Below are 14,920 nucleotides of genomic sequence, written 5' to 3'. Positions count from 1 at the left end.
GATTTATTAAATGATAATTGTAAATTGTATTGGGCGAAGAACCGACCTGCTGTCAAGATTCGATTATTCAATATTAAAATCTATGCTAAAAACACTCGATTTAAGTCAGGTGATCGTACTTGATATCGAAACCGTTCCGCAATACCAATCTTTTAATGAAGTTCCGCCAAACATGCAGGAACTCTGGGAACATAAAACCAGTCACCAGCGGAAGCCAGATCAAAGCCCGGAAGAATTTTATGAACGGGCTGGAATATTAGCGGAGTTTGGAAAAATCATCTGCATTAGCCTGGGGATTTTTAGTTATCAGAATAAGTCATATTCCTTGCGGCTTAAATCTTTTGCCGGTGATGACGAAAGGCAAATCCTGCAGCAATTTTCATCACTGATCGAAAAGCAAGCTCCAACATTGATGTTCTGTGCCCATAACGGAAAGGAATTTGATTATCCCTACCTCTGCAGGCGGCTATTGGTAAATGGCTTGGAAATCCCTGCACCTTTAGACATTTCAGGTAAAAAACCCTGGGAAGTGAACCATTTAGATACCATGGAAATGTGGAAGTTTGGAGATTATAAACATTATACTTCCTTGAATCTTCTGGCCGCAATCTTAAATATCCCAACACCAAAAGATGATATCGATGGTAGCCAGGTGAGGCAGGTTTATTATGAAGAGCAAAATCTGGAACGAATTGTGACTTACTGCCAAAAAGATGTAATTACTACCGCCCAGGTGCTATTAAAGTTTAAGGGAATGGAAATAATTTCCCCGGAAAACATTACCATTGTATCTTAATGCTAAACGTTGAAAACTTAAATATCGATTTCTACAATCAGGAAGATAAAACCTGGTTTAAAGCTGTAAAAACCATTAGTTTCCAAGTTAAAGAAGGAACTGTTTTAGGCATTGTTGGTGAATCGGGATCTGGCAAATCGGTTACGTCATTTTCCATTATGCGCCTGCACGACGAGCGTTCTGCTAAAATCACCGGGGAAATAGACTTCGAAAACATCAGCTTACTTAATTTAAGCGCAAACGAGATCCGTCAAATCAGAGGCAATCAAATCTCTATGATTTTTCAGGAGCCGATGACATCGCTAAACCCGGTATTTACCTGTGGCGAACAAGTAGCAGAGGCCATAATTTTGCATCAAAAGGTTGATAAACAAACAGCCAGATTAAAAACAATTGATCTCTTTAACGAAGTTCAGCTTCCAAGACCCGAAAAAATATTCGATAGCTATCCACATCAAATTTCCGGCGGACAAAAACAACGGGTAATGATTGCCATGGCACTCAGCTGTAATCCAAAACTCTTAATTGCCGACGAGCCGACAACTGCCCTGGATGTTACCGTGCAAAAAACAATTCTTCAACTGCTGCTTAAATTGAAAAAAGAACGCAATATGGCCATGATATTCATTTCACATGATTTGGGTGTGGTGAACGAGATTGCCGATGAAGTTGCCGTGATGTATAAGGGTGAAATTGTGGAACAGAATACAGCAAAATCTATATTTGAAAATCCTCAGCATCCTTATACCAAGGGCTTGCTCGCCTGTCGCCCGTCGCCGGCATTACAGTTGAAAAAACTCCCTGTTGTTACCGATTTTCTAACAGGAAAAATTGATGATGCCAATGCACATCTGCAACCGTCTAATCAATTAACGGAAGAAGAAATCTCCGCCCGCAGGGAATTCCTGTACACGCAAAAACCAATTCTTCAAATTAAAGAGATATGCACCTGGTATCCAATTCGTAATGGCCTTTTTGGTAAAACCACAGATTATGTAAAAGCGGTTGATCAGATTAGTTTTGAGGTATTCCCCGGTGAAACCCTCGGCCTGGTTGGTGAATCCGGCTGTGGCAAAACAACGCTTGGAAGAACTATTCTCAGGTTAATTCAGCCAACATCCGGCAGCATTGTTTTTAATGGTCAAGACATCACCCATATCAATAGTGCGGCATTAAGAAAACTCAGAAAAGACATGCAAATTGTTTTTCAGGACCCTTATGCCTCACTAAATCCGAAATTAAGCATCGGCCAATCTATTTTGGAACCGTTGCAAGTTCATCAGTTGCTAAAAAATGATTCGGAAAGAAAACTAAAAGTAATTGATTTATTGAACAAGGTTGGCTTGAAAGAAGAACACTTTAACCGTTATCCACATGAATTTAGTGGTGGCCAACGGCAACGGGTAGTAATTGCTAGGGCACTCGCTTTGGAGCCAAAGTTTATCATTTGTGATGAATCAGTATCTGCTTTAGACGTTTCTGTACAGGCTCAGGTATTAAATTTAATTAAGGATCTTCAACGCGAATTTGGCCTTACCTATATTTTTATCTCTCACGATCTCGCGGTGGTTAAACACATTTCTGATCGCATCCTGGTAATGAACAAGGGTAAAATCGAAGAAGAAGGTTTTCCCGAACAGATTTTCTATGCACCAAAAGCTGCTTACACCAGAAAGTTAATCGAAGCCATCCCGGGAGTTAAATAAACGAAATGCTACGTTACATTTTTATTCTGCTGTGCCTAAGTACAACATCATCCGAGGCGCAAAGCGTCAAAATTATTCAATCTACCTATCTTTTCGAAAAAGCACCCTTCGCCGCCTGCCATGCCTCTACCCTCGTAGATCTGGGTAAAGGAAAAATAATGGCTGCCTGGTTCGGTGGAAAACAGGAAGGTAATAAAGGGGTAACCATCTGGACAGCCGTGAAAAATAGAAATAAATGGACTGCACCAAAAGCTGTAGCTGATGGAATTGTGAACGACACCACCAGATTTGCCTGCTGGAATCCTGTTCTCTTTAAATCTTCTAACGGAACGTTAACCCTGCATTATAAAATAGGTCCGAATCCACGAGAATGGTGGGCAGCGTATAAAACCTCAGCCGATGATGGAAGAACCTGGTCTGAGGCTGTAAAGCTGCCAGATGGTTTCCTCGGACCAATCAAAAACAAGCCCGTTCAGCTTGATAGAAATACCATTCTTTATCCATCAAGCACAGAAAGTCTGGATGAAAAAGTCTGGAGCATCCACCTGGAAAAATCAGACAACAGAAACAACAATTGGAAAAAAATAAAGATCAATTGTGATACATTTGGTGTCATCCAACCTTCCATTCTCAGCTATTCAAATGGAAAATTACAACTACTTTGCAGAAGCAGACAGAACGTTATTGTAGAAAGCTGGTCGGCTGATGGTGGGAAAAACTGGTCTAAGCTGACCGCTACCGGTTTACCAAATCCCAATTCCGGCAGCGATGCTGTAACGTTAAAAGATGGCCGCCAGTTACTCATCTACAATCCGCTAACAGCTGGGAAAAATTGGTGGGAAGGCCGATCCATACTCAAACTGGCAATCTCCAAAGACGGCAAAACCTGGAAGGATATTTACACCTTAGAAAACCACCTGAAGGGTGAATATAGCTACCCGGCAATCATTCAGGATAAAAACGGACACGTACATTTAAGTTATACCGCAGAGCGAAAGAAAATAAAATATGTGATGCTCGATTTGATAAACTGATTTTTTGTCACTGAACAACCTCACGCAGTAAGCCCCGATCCGTACTTTTTACGTCTCAAAAATGGCCGCTTAAGCTTCTTTTCTGTATCTTCGATAAATTCAGTTTTTTAATTATGGCAAAGAAAAAATCAGCAAATATAAAATTGGTTCTGAATCAATTGGTTAGCGATGTTTTTGAAAAAAATAATAATCAGTTACTTAACTATAAACAGGTTTCCGCCAAGTTGAACCTTACCGACCAGGAATCAAGAGAGACAATCTTAGAGATTTTAAAGGAAGGTAAAGGCGCTGGCAGCTATCTGGAGCCTGAAAAAGGCAAATACAAGCTCAAAGAGCTTCAAAACTTTATCATTGGCACTGTTGATATGACTGCTGATGGTTCTGCATATATTGTTCCACAGGATGAATTTGAAAAAGACATTTTTGTAGCACCGAAAAAGCTTAAAAATGCCTTACATGGCGATACAGTGAAAGCCTATGTTTTCGCCAAAAAGAGTGGTCGAAAAAATGATGGCGAAGTAATTGAAATTATCAAACGTGCTAAATCAGACTTTACCGGCGTAATCAAAATCTCTGATCGTTTTGCTTTTGTAATTGCAGACGACAAGAAGATGATGCATGATATCTTTGTTCCGTTGGCAGATACGCTGGATGCTAAAAATGGCCAGCGCGTGCTGGTTACTTTGGCAGATTGGCCGGAAAGTGCTAAAAACCCAATCGGTATTGTAAAGCATGTACTTGGAAATCAAGGCGAGAATAATACGGAAATGAACGCCATTTTAGCACAATATGGCTTTCCGCTTGAATTTCCTGCGCAGGTAGAAAAGGAGGCTAATGCCATTCCTGAAGAAATTCCAGAGGCTGAAATTGCAAGACGTAAAGACTTCAGAAACGTATTAACTTTTACCATCGATCCTGCTGATGCAAAGGATTTTGATGATGCGATATCTTACCAAAAATTACCAAACGGCAACCATGAAATTGGTGTGCACATTGCTGATGTTTCACATTACGTAATTCAGGGAACCGACCTGGATAAAGAAGCGTATAGTCGCGCAACATCTGTTTACCTTGTTGATCGGGTAATTCCAATGTTGCCCGAACGTTTAAGTAATGGTGTGTGTTCATTGCGTCCGAATGAAGATAAATTGTGCTTTGCTGCAGTGTTTGAATTGGATGAACAAGCGAACATTCAGAATGAATGGTATGGCAGAACAGTGATTCACTCTGACAGGCGATTCAGCTATGAAGAAGCACAGGAAGTGATTGAAAACAAAGCCGGCGATCACGCAGCAGAGATTTTAAAACTAAATGAACTTGCTTACATCTTACGCGATCGTAAATTTAAAAACGGCGCCATCAGTTTCGAAACTACTGAAGTTAAATTTAAGCTGGATGAGGCTGGCAAACCTATTGGCGTTTACGTTAAAGAACGTAAAGATGCGCATAAACTGATCGAAGATTACATGCTTTTAGCCAACAGAAAGGTGGCTGAATACGTGGCAAAGAAACAAAAAGGAGAGAAAAAACTCACTTTTGTTTATCGTGTGCATGATTCTCCGAATATGGAAACCCTGACTACATTTGCAACATTTGCCTCTCGTTTTGGATATAAAATCAATACCAAATCGGATAAGGAAATTGCAAAATCGCTTAATAACTTAATGGCTGATGTAGAAGGTAAAAAAGAACAAAACATCTTAACGTCTCTGGCCATCCGCTCAATGGCGAAAGCGATTTATTCCACAAAAAAGACTAGCCACTACGGTTTAGCATTTGAATATTATACGCACTTTACTTCTCCTATCCGCCGTTACCCCGATGTGATGGCCCATCGGTTACTTCAAACTTATCTTGATGGTGGAAAATCTGCAGACGCAGAGTTTTATGAGGTAGCCTCTGTGCATTCTTCTGCCATGGAAAAACGCGCTGCCGATGCTGAACGCGCATCTATTAAATACAAACAAGCAGAATATCTGGAAAACAATATTGGCACCGAATACAAAGGCATTATTTCCGGCGTTACCGAATGGGGAATGTATGTGGAAATTGAAGAAAATAAATGTGAAGGCATGATTCGGCTTCGTGATATTTCTGATGATTTTTATGTTCTGGATGAGAAAAATTACTGCATTGTAGGCCAGAGGAAAAAGAAAAAATATCAGCTTGGAGATGAGGTGATGATTCGGGTGAAAAAAGTAGATTTAGCTAAACGTCAGATTGATTTTACGCTCATTGCTGATTAGTCAAATATGAAAATAGAGCTTCCTTCTTTAGGATTATTTAAGTGCTATGAGCGCTTACGGTTTGGATGATTATTTTACATAAACAACTAAATAACCTCCTAAAAATGATTGATAATAAAGCCATGACGTAAAAACAACACAAAATGTGGTTTATAATGTCGATTTTTGAAAGTCTGATCTCGTTAAAAAGAACAGCCAAAAATAAGAGGCCATAAAAATTTTAGGCGACCTCCCTAATAAGACAGTGCAATGCATACAACTGAAGAACTACAAAAAATTTTAAATACTGCAATACAAAATTTAAGGTTTCCGGATCAGCCGAAACAGCTTTACGATCCGATTACTTATATCATCAACCTTGGTGGCAAACGCATCAGACCACTATTGGTTTTAATGGGTACCGAATTATTTGGCAAAGATGCACATGATGCTATCCATGCAGCCATGGCGATTGAAGTTTTCCATAATTTTACGCTGGTACATGATGATATTATGGATAACGCCCCTTTGCGGAGAGGAAAACCAACCGTACATGAGAAATGGAGCACCAACACGGCTATTTTAAGTGGTGATGTAATGATGGTTGAAGCCAATAAAAACTTAGCTAAGGTTAATCCGGTTTTCTTAAAAGATGTTCTCGATACTTTTAATGCAACGGCTCAGGGTGTTTGCGAAGGGCAGCAACTAGATATGGAATTTGAAAGCCGTGATGATGTAAGTATTGAAGAATACATCAATATGATCCGGCTAAAAACAGCGGTTTTATTGGGTGGAGCCTTAAAGTTAGGTGCCATTATTGCCGGCGCATCCAAAAAAGATGCTAATCTGATTTATCAGTTTGGTGAAAATATCGGAATTGCTTTTCAGTTGCAGGATGATATTCTGGATGTATACGCAGACCCGGAAAAATTCGGGAAGCAAGTTGGTGGTGACATTATTGCCAATAAGAAAACGTTTTTACTTTTAAAAGCATTTGAATTAGCAAATGGCGAAATCAGGGAGTCTCTAAATACCTGGACAGGTTACAAAGACTTCGATATTAAAGAGAAGGTAGCAACAGTGAGGTCAGTTTACGATACACTGGATATTCAGAACATTGCTAAGGATAGCATGGACCAATACTTAGATAAGGCCTTAACTGTATTCGATCAAATCAATGTTACTGATGAGCAAAAATCTAATCTGCTCACCTTAACCAGGCAATTAATGGCAAGGGAATACTAATATTTTACTATAAATTAAGAAGCTGATGATTTAAATATGATCAGCTTTTTTTTTTGCGTGCTAAAAATTCAAGCATAAAAAAAATCCTTCAGTTTTAATTGAAGGATTTTTTTAAATATGTGTGAGTACTAATTATTCTGCAACTGCAGCTTCTTCAGTAGCTTCGTCTGTTTTAACAGCTTTTGCTTTTTTAACTGGTGCTTCAGCAACAACTTCTTTAGCTTCAGCTTCTTCTTTCACAGCTGGTTTTTTAACTAATGCTGCTTCGATTTCAGCATCAGTGATAGGAAGAATAGATACATAAGATTTGTTATCTTGTTTCTTTCTGAAAACTACTGTACCGTCAATCAAAGCAAATAATGTATGGTCTTTTCCTAAACCAACATTTTTATCTGGATGGTGTTTTGTACCACGTTGACGTACTATAATATTTCCGGCGATAGCTAACTGACCACCGAAAATTTTAATACCTAAACGCTTACTATGCGATTCACGTCCGTTTCTCGAACTACCGGCTCCTTTTTTGTGTGCCATTATTTTATATTTTGTAACTCGCTAAAAGCGAATTATTGGGTTAACAATTAATTATAACGTGATGTCAGAGATCTGAATCTTAGTGAAAAACTGGCGGTGACCATTTTTCTTTTTGTAACCTTTTCTACGTTTTTTGTGGAAAATGATTACTTTATCACCTTTCAAATGAGATACGATCTTAGCTGAAACTTTAGCACCATTAACTGCAGGAGTTCCTACAGTGATTGCACCACCATTATCAACCAACAATACATTATCAAATTCAATACTAGCGCCTTCATCTCCTTGCAATCTGTGTACAAAAAGGTGCTGGTCTTTAGCAACTTTAAATTGCTGCCCTGCTATATTTACTATTGCGTACATTGTTTAAATATTAGTTTTTTAATTTTTATTTAACGAGGTGCAAATATAGAATAAATTCGATTAACACACAAACACATATCAAAAATATTTTTCATTAAAATTCATCGTAATCAGTTTTTTGAGGATTTTGAGATTTAAAGATCAATTTATAGCAATGTTTATATTTGTTTTTGGAAAGCAATTGCGGTAATGCTTCGGTTGCTCCTGCCCTGCTGTACATTACAAGTCCTCGTTACACTCCGGGCTTTTCATTTCCATCAGGTTTAATTAACGGAGGGCAGCATGTCAAACCAGTGTTAGCGCCCCTCCAATTTAACCTTATTGTTTGCGGAAGTGATTAGCCATAGAGTACCAGCTGTTGTTCTTAAACCCGATTGCAGTGGAAGCCTCCGCTCCTTTAGCGGTGCTTATAACGGAAAGCGGGACGGAAGACCGCCACAAGTACTTCCTTTCATTTCCAAATCCTTAGGCAATTTAAAATAAAAAAGCCTTTAACAAGACTAATGTTAAAGGCTTCCATGATAAATATCTATTGCTATTTACCTGAGCGTTTTTCCGCCTGCAAGAGTGTCTCCTGAATAATCTTTCTCATTTGAACAGCTGCATCCAATAGTTTCGGATTGCCATCAAAATCGCCATAAACGGTTACGTGTTTCGATTTTTCTTTATAATTAAAAGTAATATCATATCGGGGAACCCGCTTTGATTTATCACTTTTTCTACCAATAGTGTCCGGAAAATTCCACAAACCTATTTCATTTGCTTTTCTATGCATGTATAAAACGTCGTCACTCTTCAAAAAGAACTTTTTAGTAATCACAGAATCTTTGTTATTTACATAATGGTATACACCGGTTTTAGAATCATACGTATTTTCTAAAGTATCTTTTAGACCGTAGCTAAACTGCATCGACACAAAATCATTTTTGCGGAAAGGCGCATTCTGAATAATTGGCTTATAATAGATGTAACAGTAAATAATCATCGGCACGATGATGGTAATGGCTAAGAATATTTTTTTTCCTTTACTTGACACGATTTATAATGATTGAATGTTTAAATTTTGATTTTATGAAACGATATTTTTAAGATACGGATGCAAAGCTGATGAAATTTAATGAATTTCGTATGAATGATCCAGACTGATGACTAAAACTCCAGACTCATGACTTCAGACTTCAGACTCTTTTAACTCTCCCTCCCATTTACTCACCACTGCGGTGGCAATTGAGTTACCTACTACATTAGTTGCAGAACGACCCATATCCAATAACGGATCGATACCAATTAACAATGCCAGGCCAGCTTCGGGAATGTTAAAACTTGCTATTGTGCCAGCAATTACCACCAGTGAAGCCCGAGGTACTCCAGCAATTCCCTTACTGGTTAACATTAAGATCAGTAACATGGAAATTTGTTGTTCAAAACCCAGATGGATCCCATAAGCCTGCGCAATAAACAATGAAGCAAATGTCATGTACATCATGGAGCCATCAAGATTAAAGGAGTAACCCAATGGCAATACGAAACTTACAATCTTATCTTTACAGCCAAAACGCTCCAGCAGCATCATCGTTTTAGGATAGGCTGCCTCACTACTTGCCGTACTGAAAGCCAGAATTGCAGGCTCCTTCATATCGTTCACCAAACGGAACACACGCTTTTTCAAGATTAGAAAACCCAAAAAGATTAATACACACCACAGTATAGCGAGGCCCAGATAAAACTCTCCGATAAATATGGCATAAGTATTTAAAACGTTCAGACCCTGTTTGGCTACAATAGCCGTCATGGCGCCGAACACCGCTAAAGGCGCAAAGTTCATTACATAGCCTGTCATTTTTAAAATTACGTGGGCAATGGCATCGAAAGCTTTGATTACCACCTTACCCAAATCTCCAATAGCAGCAGTAGCTACACCGAAGAACAGGGAAAACACCACAATCTGCAAAATCTCATTGTTTGCCATAGATTCGGCAATACTTTTCGGAAATACGTGCGCAATAAAATCCTTAACGCTCATAGAAGCTTTCTGAATCCCGGTATTGACCAATTGATCTGGCAAGGTTAATTGCATGTGTTTTCCTGGCTCAAATAAATTAACCAGAATTAACCCCAGCACCAGTGACATTAAAGACATAGCCATAAACCAACCCAGGGTTTTACCACCAATCCGGCCTACAGCCTTAATATCACCAACTTTTGCAACACCAACCACCAGGGTGGTAAATACGAGCGGTGCTACAATCATCTTAATCAGGCGAAGAAAAATATCGCTTAACAGCGTAAAATACTCTAGTTTCTTTTCGCGGATTTCTTCGTTTTCTTTTTTGATAGCGGCATTAACCTTCCGCTCTGCTTTGAGTTGAGTAAAGGTAGCAGAGCTGGTATCGGTAGTTTTAGTGATACTTACTTCTATACTTTTTACTTTTGCATCTGCATTGAGAATATTTTGGTTATAAACATCAATAGAATTGACATTTAAAATGTAGCCCAATGCAATACCGGCAATCAGCGCTAAGAAAATGAAAAGCGTGAGTTTGTTTTTCTTCATGAATAAAAAAGTTTGTGGCTTTATTAATTTGGTAAAACTACGATATTTACGTGGTGTAACAAATTTTGATTTATTACACGGAGAAAGATCACTTAAATTTTTACTTTAGCTGTAACATTAACACCCCATTCCTATCTAAATATCAACTACACGCCCTTAAATGGAACAAAAAGACAAACTATTTAAAGAAATCTTTGATTCTAATTCCAAAAAGATATTCCATTTATGTTATGGTTATACAGGAGATACCGATGCAGCAAACGACCTTTTACAAGAAACTTTTTTAAAGGTCTGGCAAAATCTGGATAAATTTAGAAACAAATCTTTAATCTCTACCTGGATCTATAGAATTGCCGTAAATACCTGTTTAACTTATTTAAGATCAGAAAAAAGACAGGCTAAAGATGAATTAACGGAGAATATCATTGAAAATAAAATTGAAGAGTTTTCTGAGAAAAATGAACAGGTAGCCTTATTATATCAATGTATATCTAAACTCGAAGAAAATGATCGTTTGATCATTACCATGGTACTAGATGAATTGCCTTACCACGAAATTGCCGACATTTCCGGTATCAGTGAAGGCAACCTCAGAGTAAAAATTCACCGCATTAAACAAAAATTAACAGAACTATACAACCAATATGCAAGCGTTTGATCAAATACAAGAGTTGTGGCAAAAGCACGAGGTAGAAGTTAAGTTTTCTGCTGATGAAATGCTGCAACAGGCTAAAAAAGAAGTAAACGGTTTGAAGTTCAAATCTGCCCTTAATATTATAGGCATGGCCGCTTCCTTTATTGCCATTGCAGCTTTATGGATATTTTTTCATTTTGATTCGTGGACTACCCACGTAGGGATAAGCATTACCATTATTACCATTGGTATTTACACGCTCATTCTTTACAGAGACTACAGGCTAATTGCCAAAACAGATTTTACAGCTCATCCTCAGGAATACTTAAACAACTTAAAAACGTATCAGTTAAATCGTTATAAGCTTTATAATTCATTATACTGGTTCTATACAGTAGCGCTTTCAACCGGTATATTTTTTTACTTTATTGAAATTCTAAGTCACTTTAACCTCGTTCAGAAAATAATTGCGATAGGCTTAACCTTTCTCTGGATTTTGTTTTGCTCAACTATCTTACGTAGAGCCGTAATTAAGAGGGAAAAAGAAAGAATTGCTTTACTAATTGAGAAATTTGAACGGATAAGCGGACAAATTTCGGCTCCTGAAAAATTTTAGGCACGGTTTTTTCAATGAGAAATTGAAATGAAAAAACTGCTTATTCCCTTTCTTGTTTTGCTGGCTTTGCCTTGTACATTTGCGTTTAAACAAGATATTACTGAACCTGTTCAGCTAAACTGGGAAACGCATTTTAAAGGCAATGCCGATATGAATTCTCCTTTCTTTGCGCTAACTGCCATGACATGGCAGTATAGTTATGAATCTGCTGTTTCCAGAAACCGGGTAACAATCAGACTAAAAAATGAAATCAGAATAGACAAAGATCGATCATGGGTGAAATGGGACAGGATAAAAAACCCACAGGTAAGCGCAGATTTGCTTCATCATGAGCAAGGTCATGTAAACATTCAATATATTCTACTTTCTGAAGCTGAAAGGGTTTTAAAAAACAGAACTTATTCGGTAACGAATTATAAGACACAAATTTCGCAACTGGCAAATGAAATAAGTACGTACTTCGACACCATGCAGCGTAATTACGATGAAGAAACACAGCATGGCAGCAATCACAAAATACAGGCCCGTTGGGATCAGATTATCCAGGATAAAGCGGAAGAATCTAAGGCGGCTGCCTTAGCTGATGCAGGCAAATAATTTAGGTATAAAAATCAGTGCGCCTACAGCTAACGCTAAAAAAGTGGTCATCAGTACTGCACCAGCTGCTAAATCTTTTACAATTTTAATTTTTGGATGATAACCTGGAGAGACGACATCAGCTAATTTTTCAATAGCAGCATTAATGATCTCGGTTACCATCACCGCAGCAATTACCATAAGAACAGCAATCCATTCCAGCGCTGAGATATGGAGTAACCAGGATAACCCAATGGCAATAACTGCAGCAAATAAGTGCACACGACCATTGTGATCATTTTGAAAAAATAACTTTAAACCGTTAAAGGCATATTTAAAGCTTTTTAAACGGTTTATGACAGAAAATCTCTGGCTTTTTTCCATGGGGTTAAAGGTACTAAAGCTAATGGTTAGAAAGATAATGTATTTGCTTCTGCTTGAAAGGTTATGCTTAAATCATGTTTGCTAATTTTTTAAACATCTTATCGACGCAAAGGTCCTGAATCAAGTTCAGGAGGACGATCAAAACAAAACAGCATCCCTATTATTAACAAGAGATGCTGTAAAGTATATTTCTGTAAAACAATGCTATCTGGGGTTCATTTTGGTCTCCCCAAATTAATCAATTAGCTTTTCAAAATAATACTGTTTTATTTCTTTGCTTCTGCTTTTACCTCCGGTGCTCCGTTATTTAAAATCGTCTCGGTAGTTACACTTCTTTTGCCACTCGGTGCAATTACAATCGTTCTAAGCGCCCTCTTCTCTCCTTTCGGAACAGTAACTTTTATTGGTGAAGTGTATAAGAATGCATTTTCTGATGGTCTTGAAGAATCTAATGAATAATAGATTTTTCCGCCAGTAACAGGAACCTTAAGATCAATAGTAAAATCACCACCATTTAGCACTTTTTCACTTTGTCCGATGGGTGTTGGCACCCAAAAGTTAACGCCCATTTTATCCAGGCGGGCAAGATGTACCGGTAAACGGTCTTCCGCAAAATTCTTCAGATCTTTACGATCAACCGGGCTCCAGGCAATTTCTGATAAGGCCATTAATCGTGGGAAAGCATGATTCTCAACCTTATTTGTTGTTTTAATATATTCAGTCCACATGTTAGCCTGAACACCTTTAATGTATTTTCTTTGATCAGCTGTTAAAACTTTTGGAATCGGATCATAAGCATAAATCTTTTGGTAAGGTGCTAAACCACCGATAGTAACCGGCTCATCAGGTGAATCAGACTGCTGGTGATCGATGTATAACCCCATAGAACCCGGAGTCATAATCACATCGTGGTTTTGTTGTGCTGCAGCGATTCCTCCATCTTCTCCTCTCCAGCTCATTACCGTTGCGTTTGGTGCTAAACCACCTTCCAAAATCTCATCCCAGCCAATAATGGAGCGTCCTTTTCCATTCACATGTTTTTCTATCCTCTGGATAAAATAACTTTGCAATTCATGCTCATCTTTTAAACCTTTTTCTTTCATTAAAGCCTGGCAAAATGGCGATTCTTTCCAATAGGTTTTTGGTGCTTCATCTCCGCCAATGTGAATATATTTAGATGGAAAAATAGCAATAACCTCATCTAAAATATCATTTAAAACCGTAAAGGTGTTTTCAGAAGGAACAAAAATATCATCAAAAACGCCCCATGTTTGCTGCACTTGTTTACCTTTTCTCGATCCTGCCCAAGCGGTTTTCTCATTTACAAAAGTATCGCGATCCGGGAAAGCACTCAGCGCCGGATAAGCTGCAATAGCTGCAGAAGCATGGCCTGGCAATTCAATTTCAGGAATTACTGTGATGTAACGTTCCGCTGCATATTTAACAATTTCTTTAGCTTCATCCTGAGTGTAAAAACCTTTTACCTCTGTTAAATAGTTTCCGGTTCCAGGATAATGTCCAATGATCGAACCATTTCTAACAGCCCCAACAGTTGTCAATTTCGGATATTTTTTAATTTCCAATCTCCATCCCTGGTCATCAGTTAAATGCCAGTGGAAAGTATTAATTTTATAGTAAGCCAGCTGATCTATATACTTTTTGATAAATGAAATTGGAAAGAAATGACGAGAAACATCGAGCATCGTTCCACGATAGCTGAAACGAGGATAATCATTAATTGTAACAGCCGGAATAGGAATCTTATCAGCCACTTTCGCTGGCATCATTTGCATTACAGACTGAACAGCATAAAATAATCCTGCACCACTGCCTGTAATCACTACCTGATTTGGAGTTACTTTAATCGTATATCCTTCAGCAGGTAATTTATCTGCGCCACTTGAAGTTAAAAGGATACTTTTTTGGTTTGGCTGTGCAACTTTAGCTTCTCTAAGGGCGAAACCCGCTTTAGTTACTATAAATGCATTTAAAAGATCATTTATTTTAGCACCGTCTATGCTTTGATTAATTAAAATAGTCGTTTTATCTAAGACGAAATTTCCATTGGCCCTGGTGATGGAAACCGGCGCTGGAATAATGCCCAGGTTTGGATCACTTTGTGCAAATGCAGTTGTACTCATTAATACTCCTATAAAAATGGATAATGCTTTGTTCATAATCAGGTTTGTTTTAGGTCGAATTTTATTAAAAACAATCTAAGATATAAATTACGGGAAGATTCTTATTCACACT

General features: G+C 38.1%; 14 protein-coding genes. 8 read left to right on the top strand and 6 right to left on the bottom strand.

Going from position 1 to position 14,920, the window contains the following annotated elements; all coding sequences use genetic code 11:
• Positions 1–82 precede the first annotated feature (82 nt).
• The 5 genes from GJU39_RS09180 (at position 83) to GJU39_RS09160 (ending at position 7,006) form a co-directional block, all read left to right on the top strand.
• Positions 83–796: a 3'-5' exonuclease gene (locus GJU39_RS09180; RefSeq protein ID WP_154280494.1), complete on the top strand. Its 714-nt coding sequence runs from the start codon at positions 83–85 to the stop codon at positions 794–796.
• Positions 796–2,502 (top strand): ABC transporter ATP-binding protein, encoded by a 1,707-nt coding sequence (locus GJU39_RS24105; RefSeq protein ID WP_154280493.1) that lies wholly within the window; start codon positions 796–798, stop codon positions 2,500–2,502. The genes GJU39_RS09180 and GJU39_RS24105 overlap by 1 nt, the downstream gene beginning before the upstream one ends.
• 5 nt (positions 2,503–2,507) lie before the next feature.
• Complete coding sequence (locus tag GJU39_RS09170; RefSeq protein ID WP_154280492.1) at positions 2,508–3,536, top strand: sialidase family protein; 1,029 nt, start codon at positions 2,508–2,510, stop codon at positions 3,534–3,536.
• A gap of 113 nt (positions 3,537–3,649) precedes the next feature.
• A complete protein-coding gene (gene rnr / locus GJU39_RS09165) occupies positions 3,650–5,782 on the top strand; it encodes a ribonuclease R (protein ID WP_154280491.1) in 2,133 nt (710 codons plus the stop codon).
• Between the two features lie 249 nt (positions 5,783–6,031).
• Positions 6,032–7,006: a polyprenyl synthetase family protein gene (locus GJU39_RS09160; protein WP_154280490.1), complete on the top strand. Its 975-nt coding sequence runs from the start codon at positions 6,032–6,034 to the stop codon at positions 7,004–7,006.
• A gap of 132 nt (positions 7,007–7,138) precedes the next feature.
• Here GJU39_RS09160 and rpmA read toward each other — a convergent pair whose 3' ends face one another.
• From rpmA to GJU39_RS09140, 4 genes are all read right to left on the bottom strand, one after another.
• Positions 7,139–7,540 (bottom strand): 50S ribosomal protein L27, encoded by a 402-nt coding sequence (gene rpmA, locus GJU39_RS09155; RefSeq protein ID WP_154280489.1) that lies wholly within the window; start codon positions 7,538–7,540, stop codon positions 7,139–7,141.
• Positions 7,541–7,591: 51 nt separating this feature from the next.
• A complete protein-coding gene (gene rplU, locus GJU39_RS09150; RefSeq protein WP_154280488.1) occupies positions 7,592–7,903 on the bottom strand; it encodes a 50S ribosomal protein L21 in 312 nt (103 codons plus the stop codon).
• Positions 7,904–8,438: 535 nt separating this feature from the next.
• Complete coding sequence (locus tag GJU39_RS09145; protein WP_342448190.1) at positions 8,439–8,939, bottom strand: hypothetical protein; 501 nt, start codon at positions 8,937–8,939, stop codon at positions 8,439–8,441.
• A 135-nt stretch (positions 8,940–9,074) separates the two neighbouring features.
• Complete coding sequence (locus GJU39_RS09140) at positions 9,075–10,457, bottom strand: dicarboxylate/amino acid:cation symporter (protein WP_154280487.1); 1,383 nt, start codon at positions 10,455–10,457, stop codon at positions 9,075–9,077.
• 160 nt (positions 10,458–10,617) lie between these two features.
• On the opposite strand from GJU39_RS09140, the gene GJU39_RS09135 reads away from it, so the two are divergent.
• Genes GJU39_RS09135 through GJU39_RS09125 form a run of 3 tightly spaced genes read left to right on the top strand, consistent with a single transcriptional unit; the run spans position 10,618 to position 12,304 of the window.
• The gene (locus tag GJU39_RS09135; protein WP_154280486.1) at positions 10,618–11,115 is read left to right on the top strand and encodes an RNA polymerase sigma factor; all 498 of its coding nucleotides are present in this window, start codon (positions 10,618–10,620) and stop codon (positions 11,113–11,115) included.
• A complete protein-coding gene (locus GJU39_RS09130) occupies positions 11,102–11,707 on the top strand; it encodes a hypothetical protein (protein ID WP_154280485.1) in 606 nt (201 codons plus the stop codon). The genes GJU39_RS09135 and GJU39_RS09130 overlap by 14 nt, the downstream gene beginning before the upstream one ends.
• Before the next feature lie 27 nt (positions 11,708–11,734).
• Positions 11,735–12,304 carry a DUF922 domain-containing protein gene (locus GJU39_RS09125; RefSeq protein ID WP_154280484.1) on the top strand — a complete coding sequence of 190 codons (570 nt, stop codon included), beginning with the start codon at positions 11,735–11,737 and terminating at the stop codon, positions 12,302–12,304.
• Here the strand turns inward: GJU39_RS09125 and GJU39_RS09120 are convergent.
• Together GJU39_RS09120 and GJU39_RS09115 are read right to left on the bottom strand one after the other, a co-directional pair.
• Entirely contained in the window at positions 12,284–12,667 is a 384-nt protein-coding gene (locus tag GJU39_RS09120; protein WP_154280483.1) for a diacylglycerol kinase family protein, read from the bottom strand. The two genes, GJU39_RS09125 and GJU39_RS09120, sit on opposite strands and share 21 nt — an antisense overlap.
• Before the next feature lie 266 nt (positions 12,668–12,933).
• The gene (locus GJU39_RS09115; RefSeq protein WP_154280482.1) at positions 12,934–14,844 is read right to left on the bottom strand and encodes a beta-N-acetylhexosaminidase; all 1,911 of its coding nucleotides are present in this window, start codon (positions 14,842–14,844) and stop codon (positions 12,934–12,936) included.
• Positions 14,845–14,920 lie beyond the last annotated feature (76 nt).

The sequence above is a fragment of the Pedobacter petrophilus genome, from assembly GCF_009674725.1.
Classification (GTDB): domain Bacteria; phylum Bacteroidota; class Bacteroidia; order Sphingobacteriales; family Sphingobacteriaceae; genus Pedobacter; species Pedobacter petrophilus.
The sequence above is the reverse complement of the archived record's forward strand: the minus strand, read 5'-3'. Positions and strand labels throughout refer to the sequence as shown.

What these genes read in the sequence shown, in the direction of transcription:
- GJU39_RS09140 (WP_154280487.1), bottom strand. Translation starts at nt 10,457, where the DNA reads ATGAAGAAAAACAAACTCACGCTTTTCATTTTCTTAGCGCTGATTGCC.
- GJU39_RS09180 (WP_154280494.1), top strand. Translation starts at nt 83, where the DNA reads ATGCTAAAAACACTCGATTTAAGTCAGGTGATCGTACTTGATATCGAA.
- GJU39_RS09170 (WP_154280492.1), top strand. Translation starts at nt 2,508, where the DNA reads ATGCTACGTTACATTTTTATTCTGCTGTGCCTAAGTACAACATCATCC.
- GJU39_RS09115 (WP_154280482.1), bottom strand. Translation starts at nt 14,844, where the DNA reads ATGAACAAAGCATTATCCATTTTTATAGGAGTATTAATGAGTACAACT.
- GJU39_RS09120 (WP_154280483.1), bottom strand. Translation starts at nt 12,667, where the DNA reads ATGGAAAAAAGCCAGAGATTTTCTGTCATAAACCGTTTAAAAAGCTTT.
- GJU39_RS09125 (WP_154280484.1), top strand. Translation starts at nt 11,735, where the DNA reads ATGAAAAAACTGCTTATTCCCTTTCTTGTTTTGCTGGCTTTGCCTTGT.
- rpmA (WP_154280489.1), bottom strand. Translation starts at nt 7,540, where the DNA reads ATGGCACACAAAAAAGGAGCCGGTAGTTCGAGAAACGGACGTGAATCG.
- rplU (WP_154280488.1), bottom strand. Translation starts at nt 7,903, where the DNA reads ATGTACGCAATAGTAAATATAGCAGGGCAGCAATTTAAAGTTGCTAAA.
- GJU39_RS09135 (WP_154280486.1), top strand. Translation starts at nt 10,618, where the DNA reads ATGGAACAAAAAGACAAACTATTTAAAGAAATCTTTGATTCTAATTCC.
- GJU39_RS24105 (WP_154280493.1), top strand. Translation starts at nt 796, where the DNA reads ATGCTAAACGTTGAAAACTTAAATATCGATTTCTACAATCAGGAAGAT.
- GJU39_RS09130 (WP_154280485.1), top strand. Translation starts at nt 11,102, where the DNA reads ATGCAAGCGTTTGATCAAATACAAGAGTTGTGGCAAAAGCACGAGGTA.
- rnr (WP_154280491.1), top strand. Translation starts at nt 3,650, where the DNA reads ATGGCAAAGAAAAAATCAGCAAATATAAAATTGGTTCTGAATCAATTG.
- GJU39_RS09160 (WP_154280490.1), top strand. Translation starts at nt 6,032, where the DNA reads ATGCATACAACTGAAGAACTACAAAAAATTTTAAATACTGCAATACAA.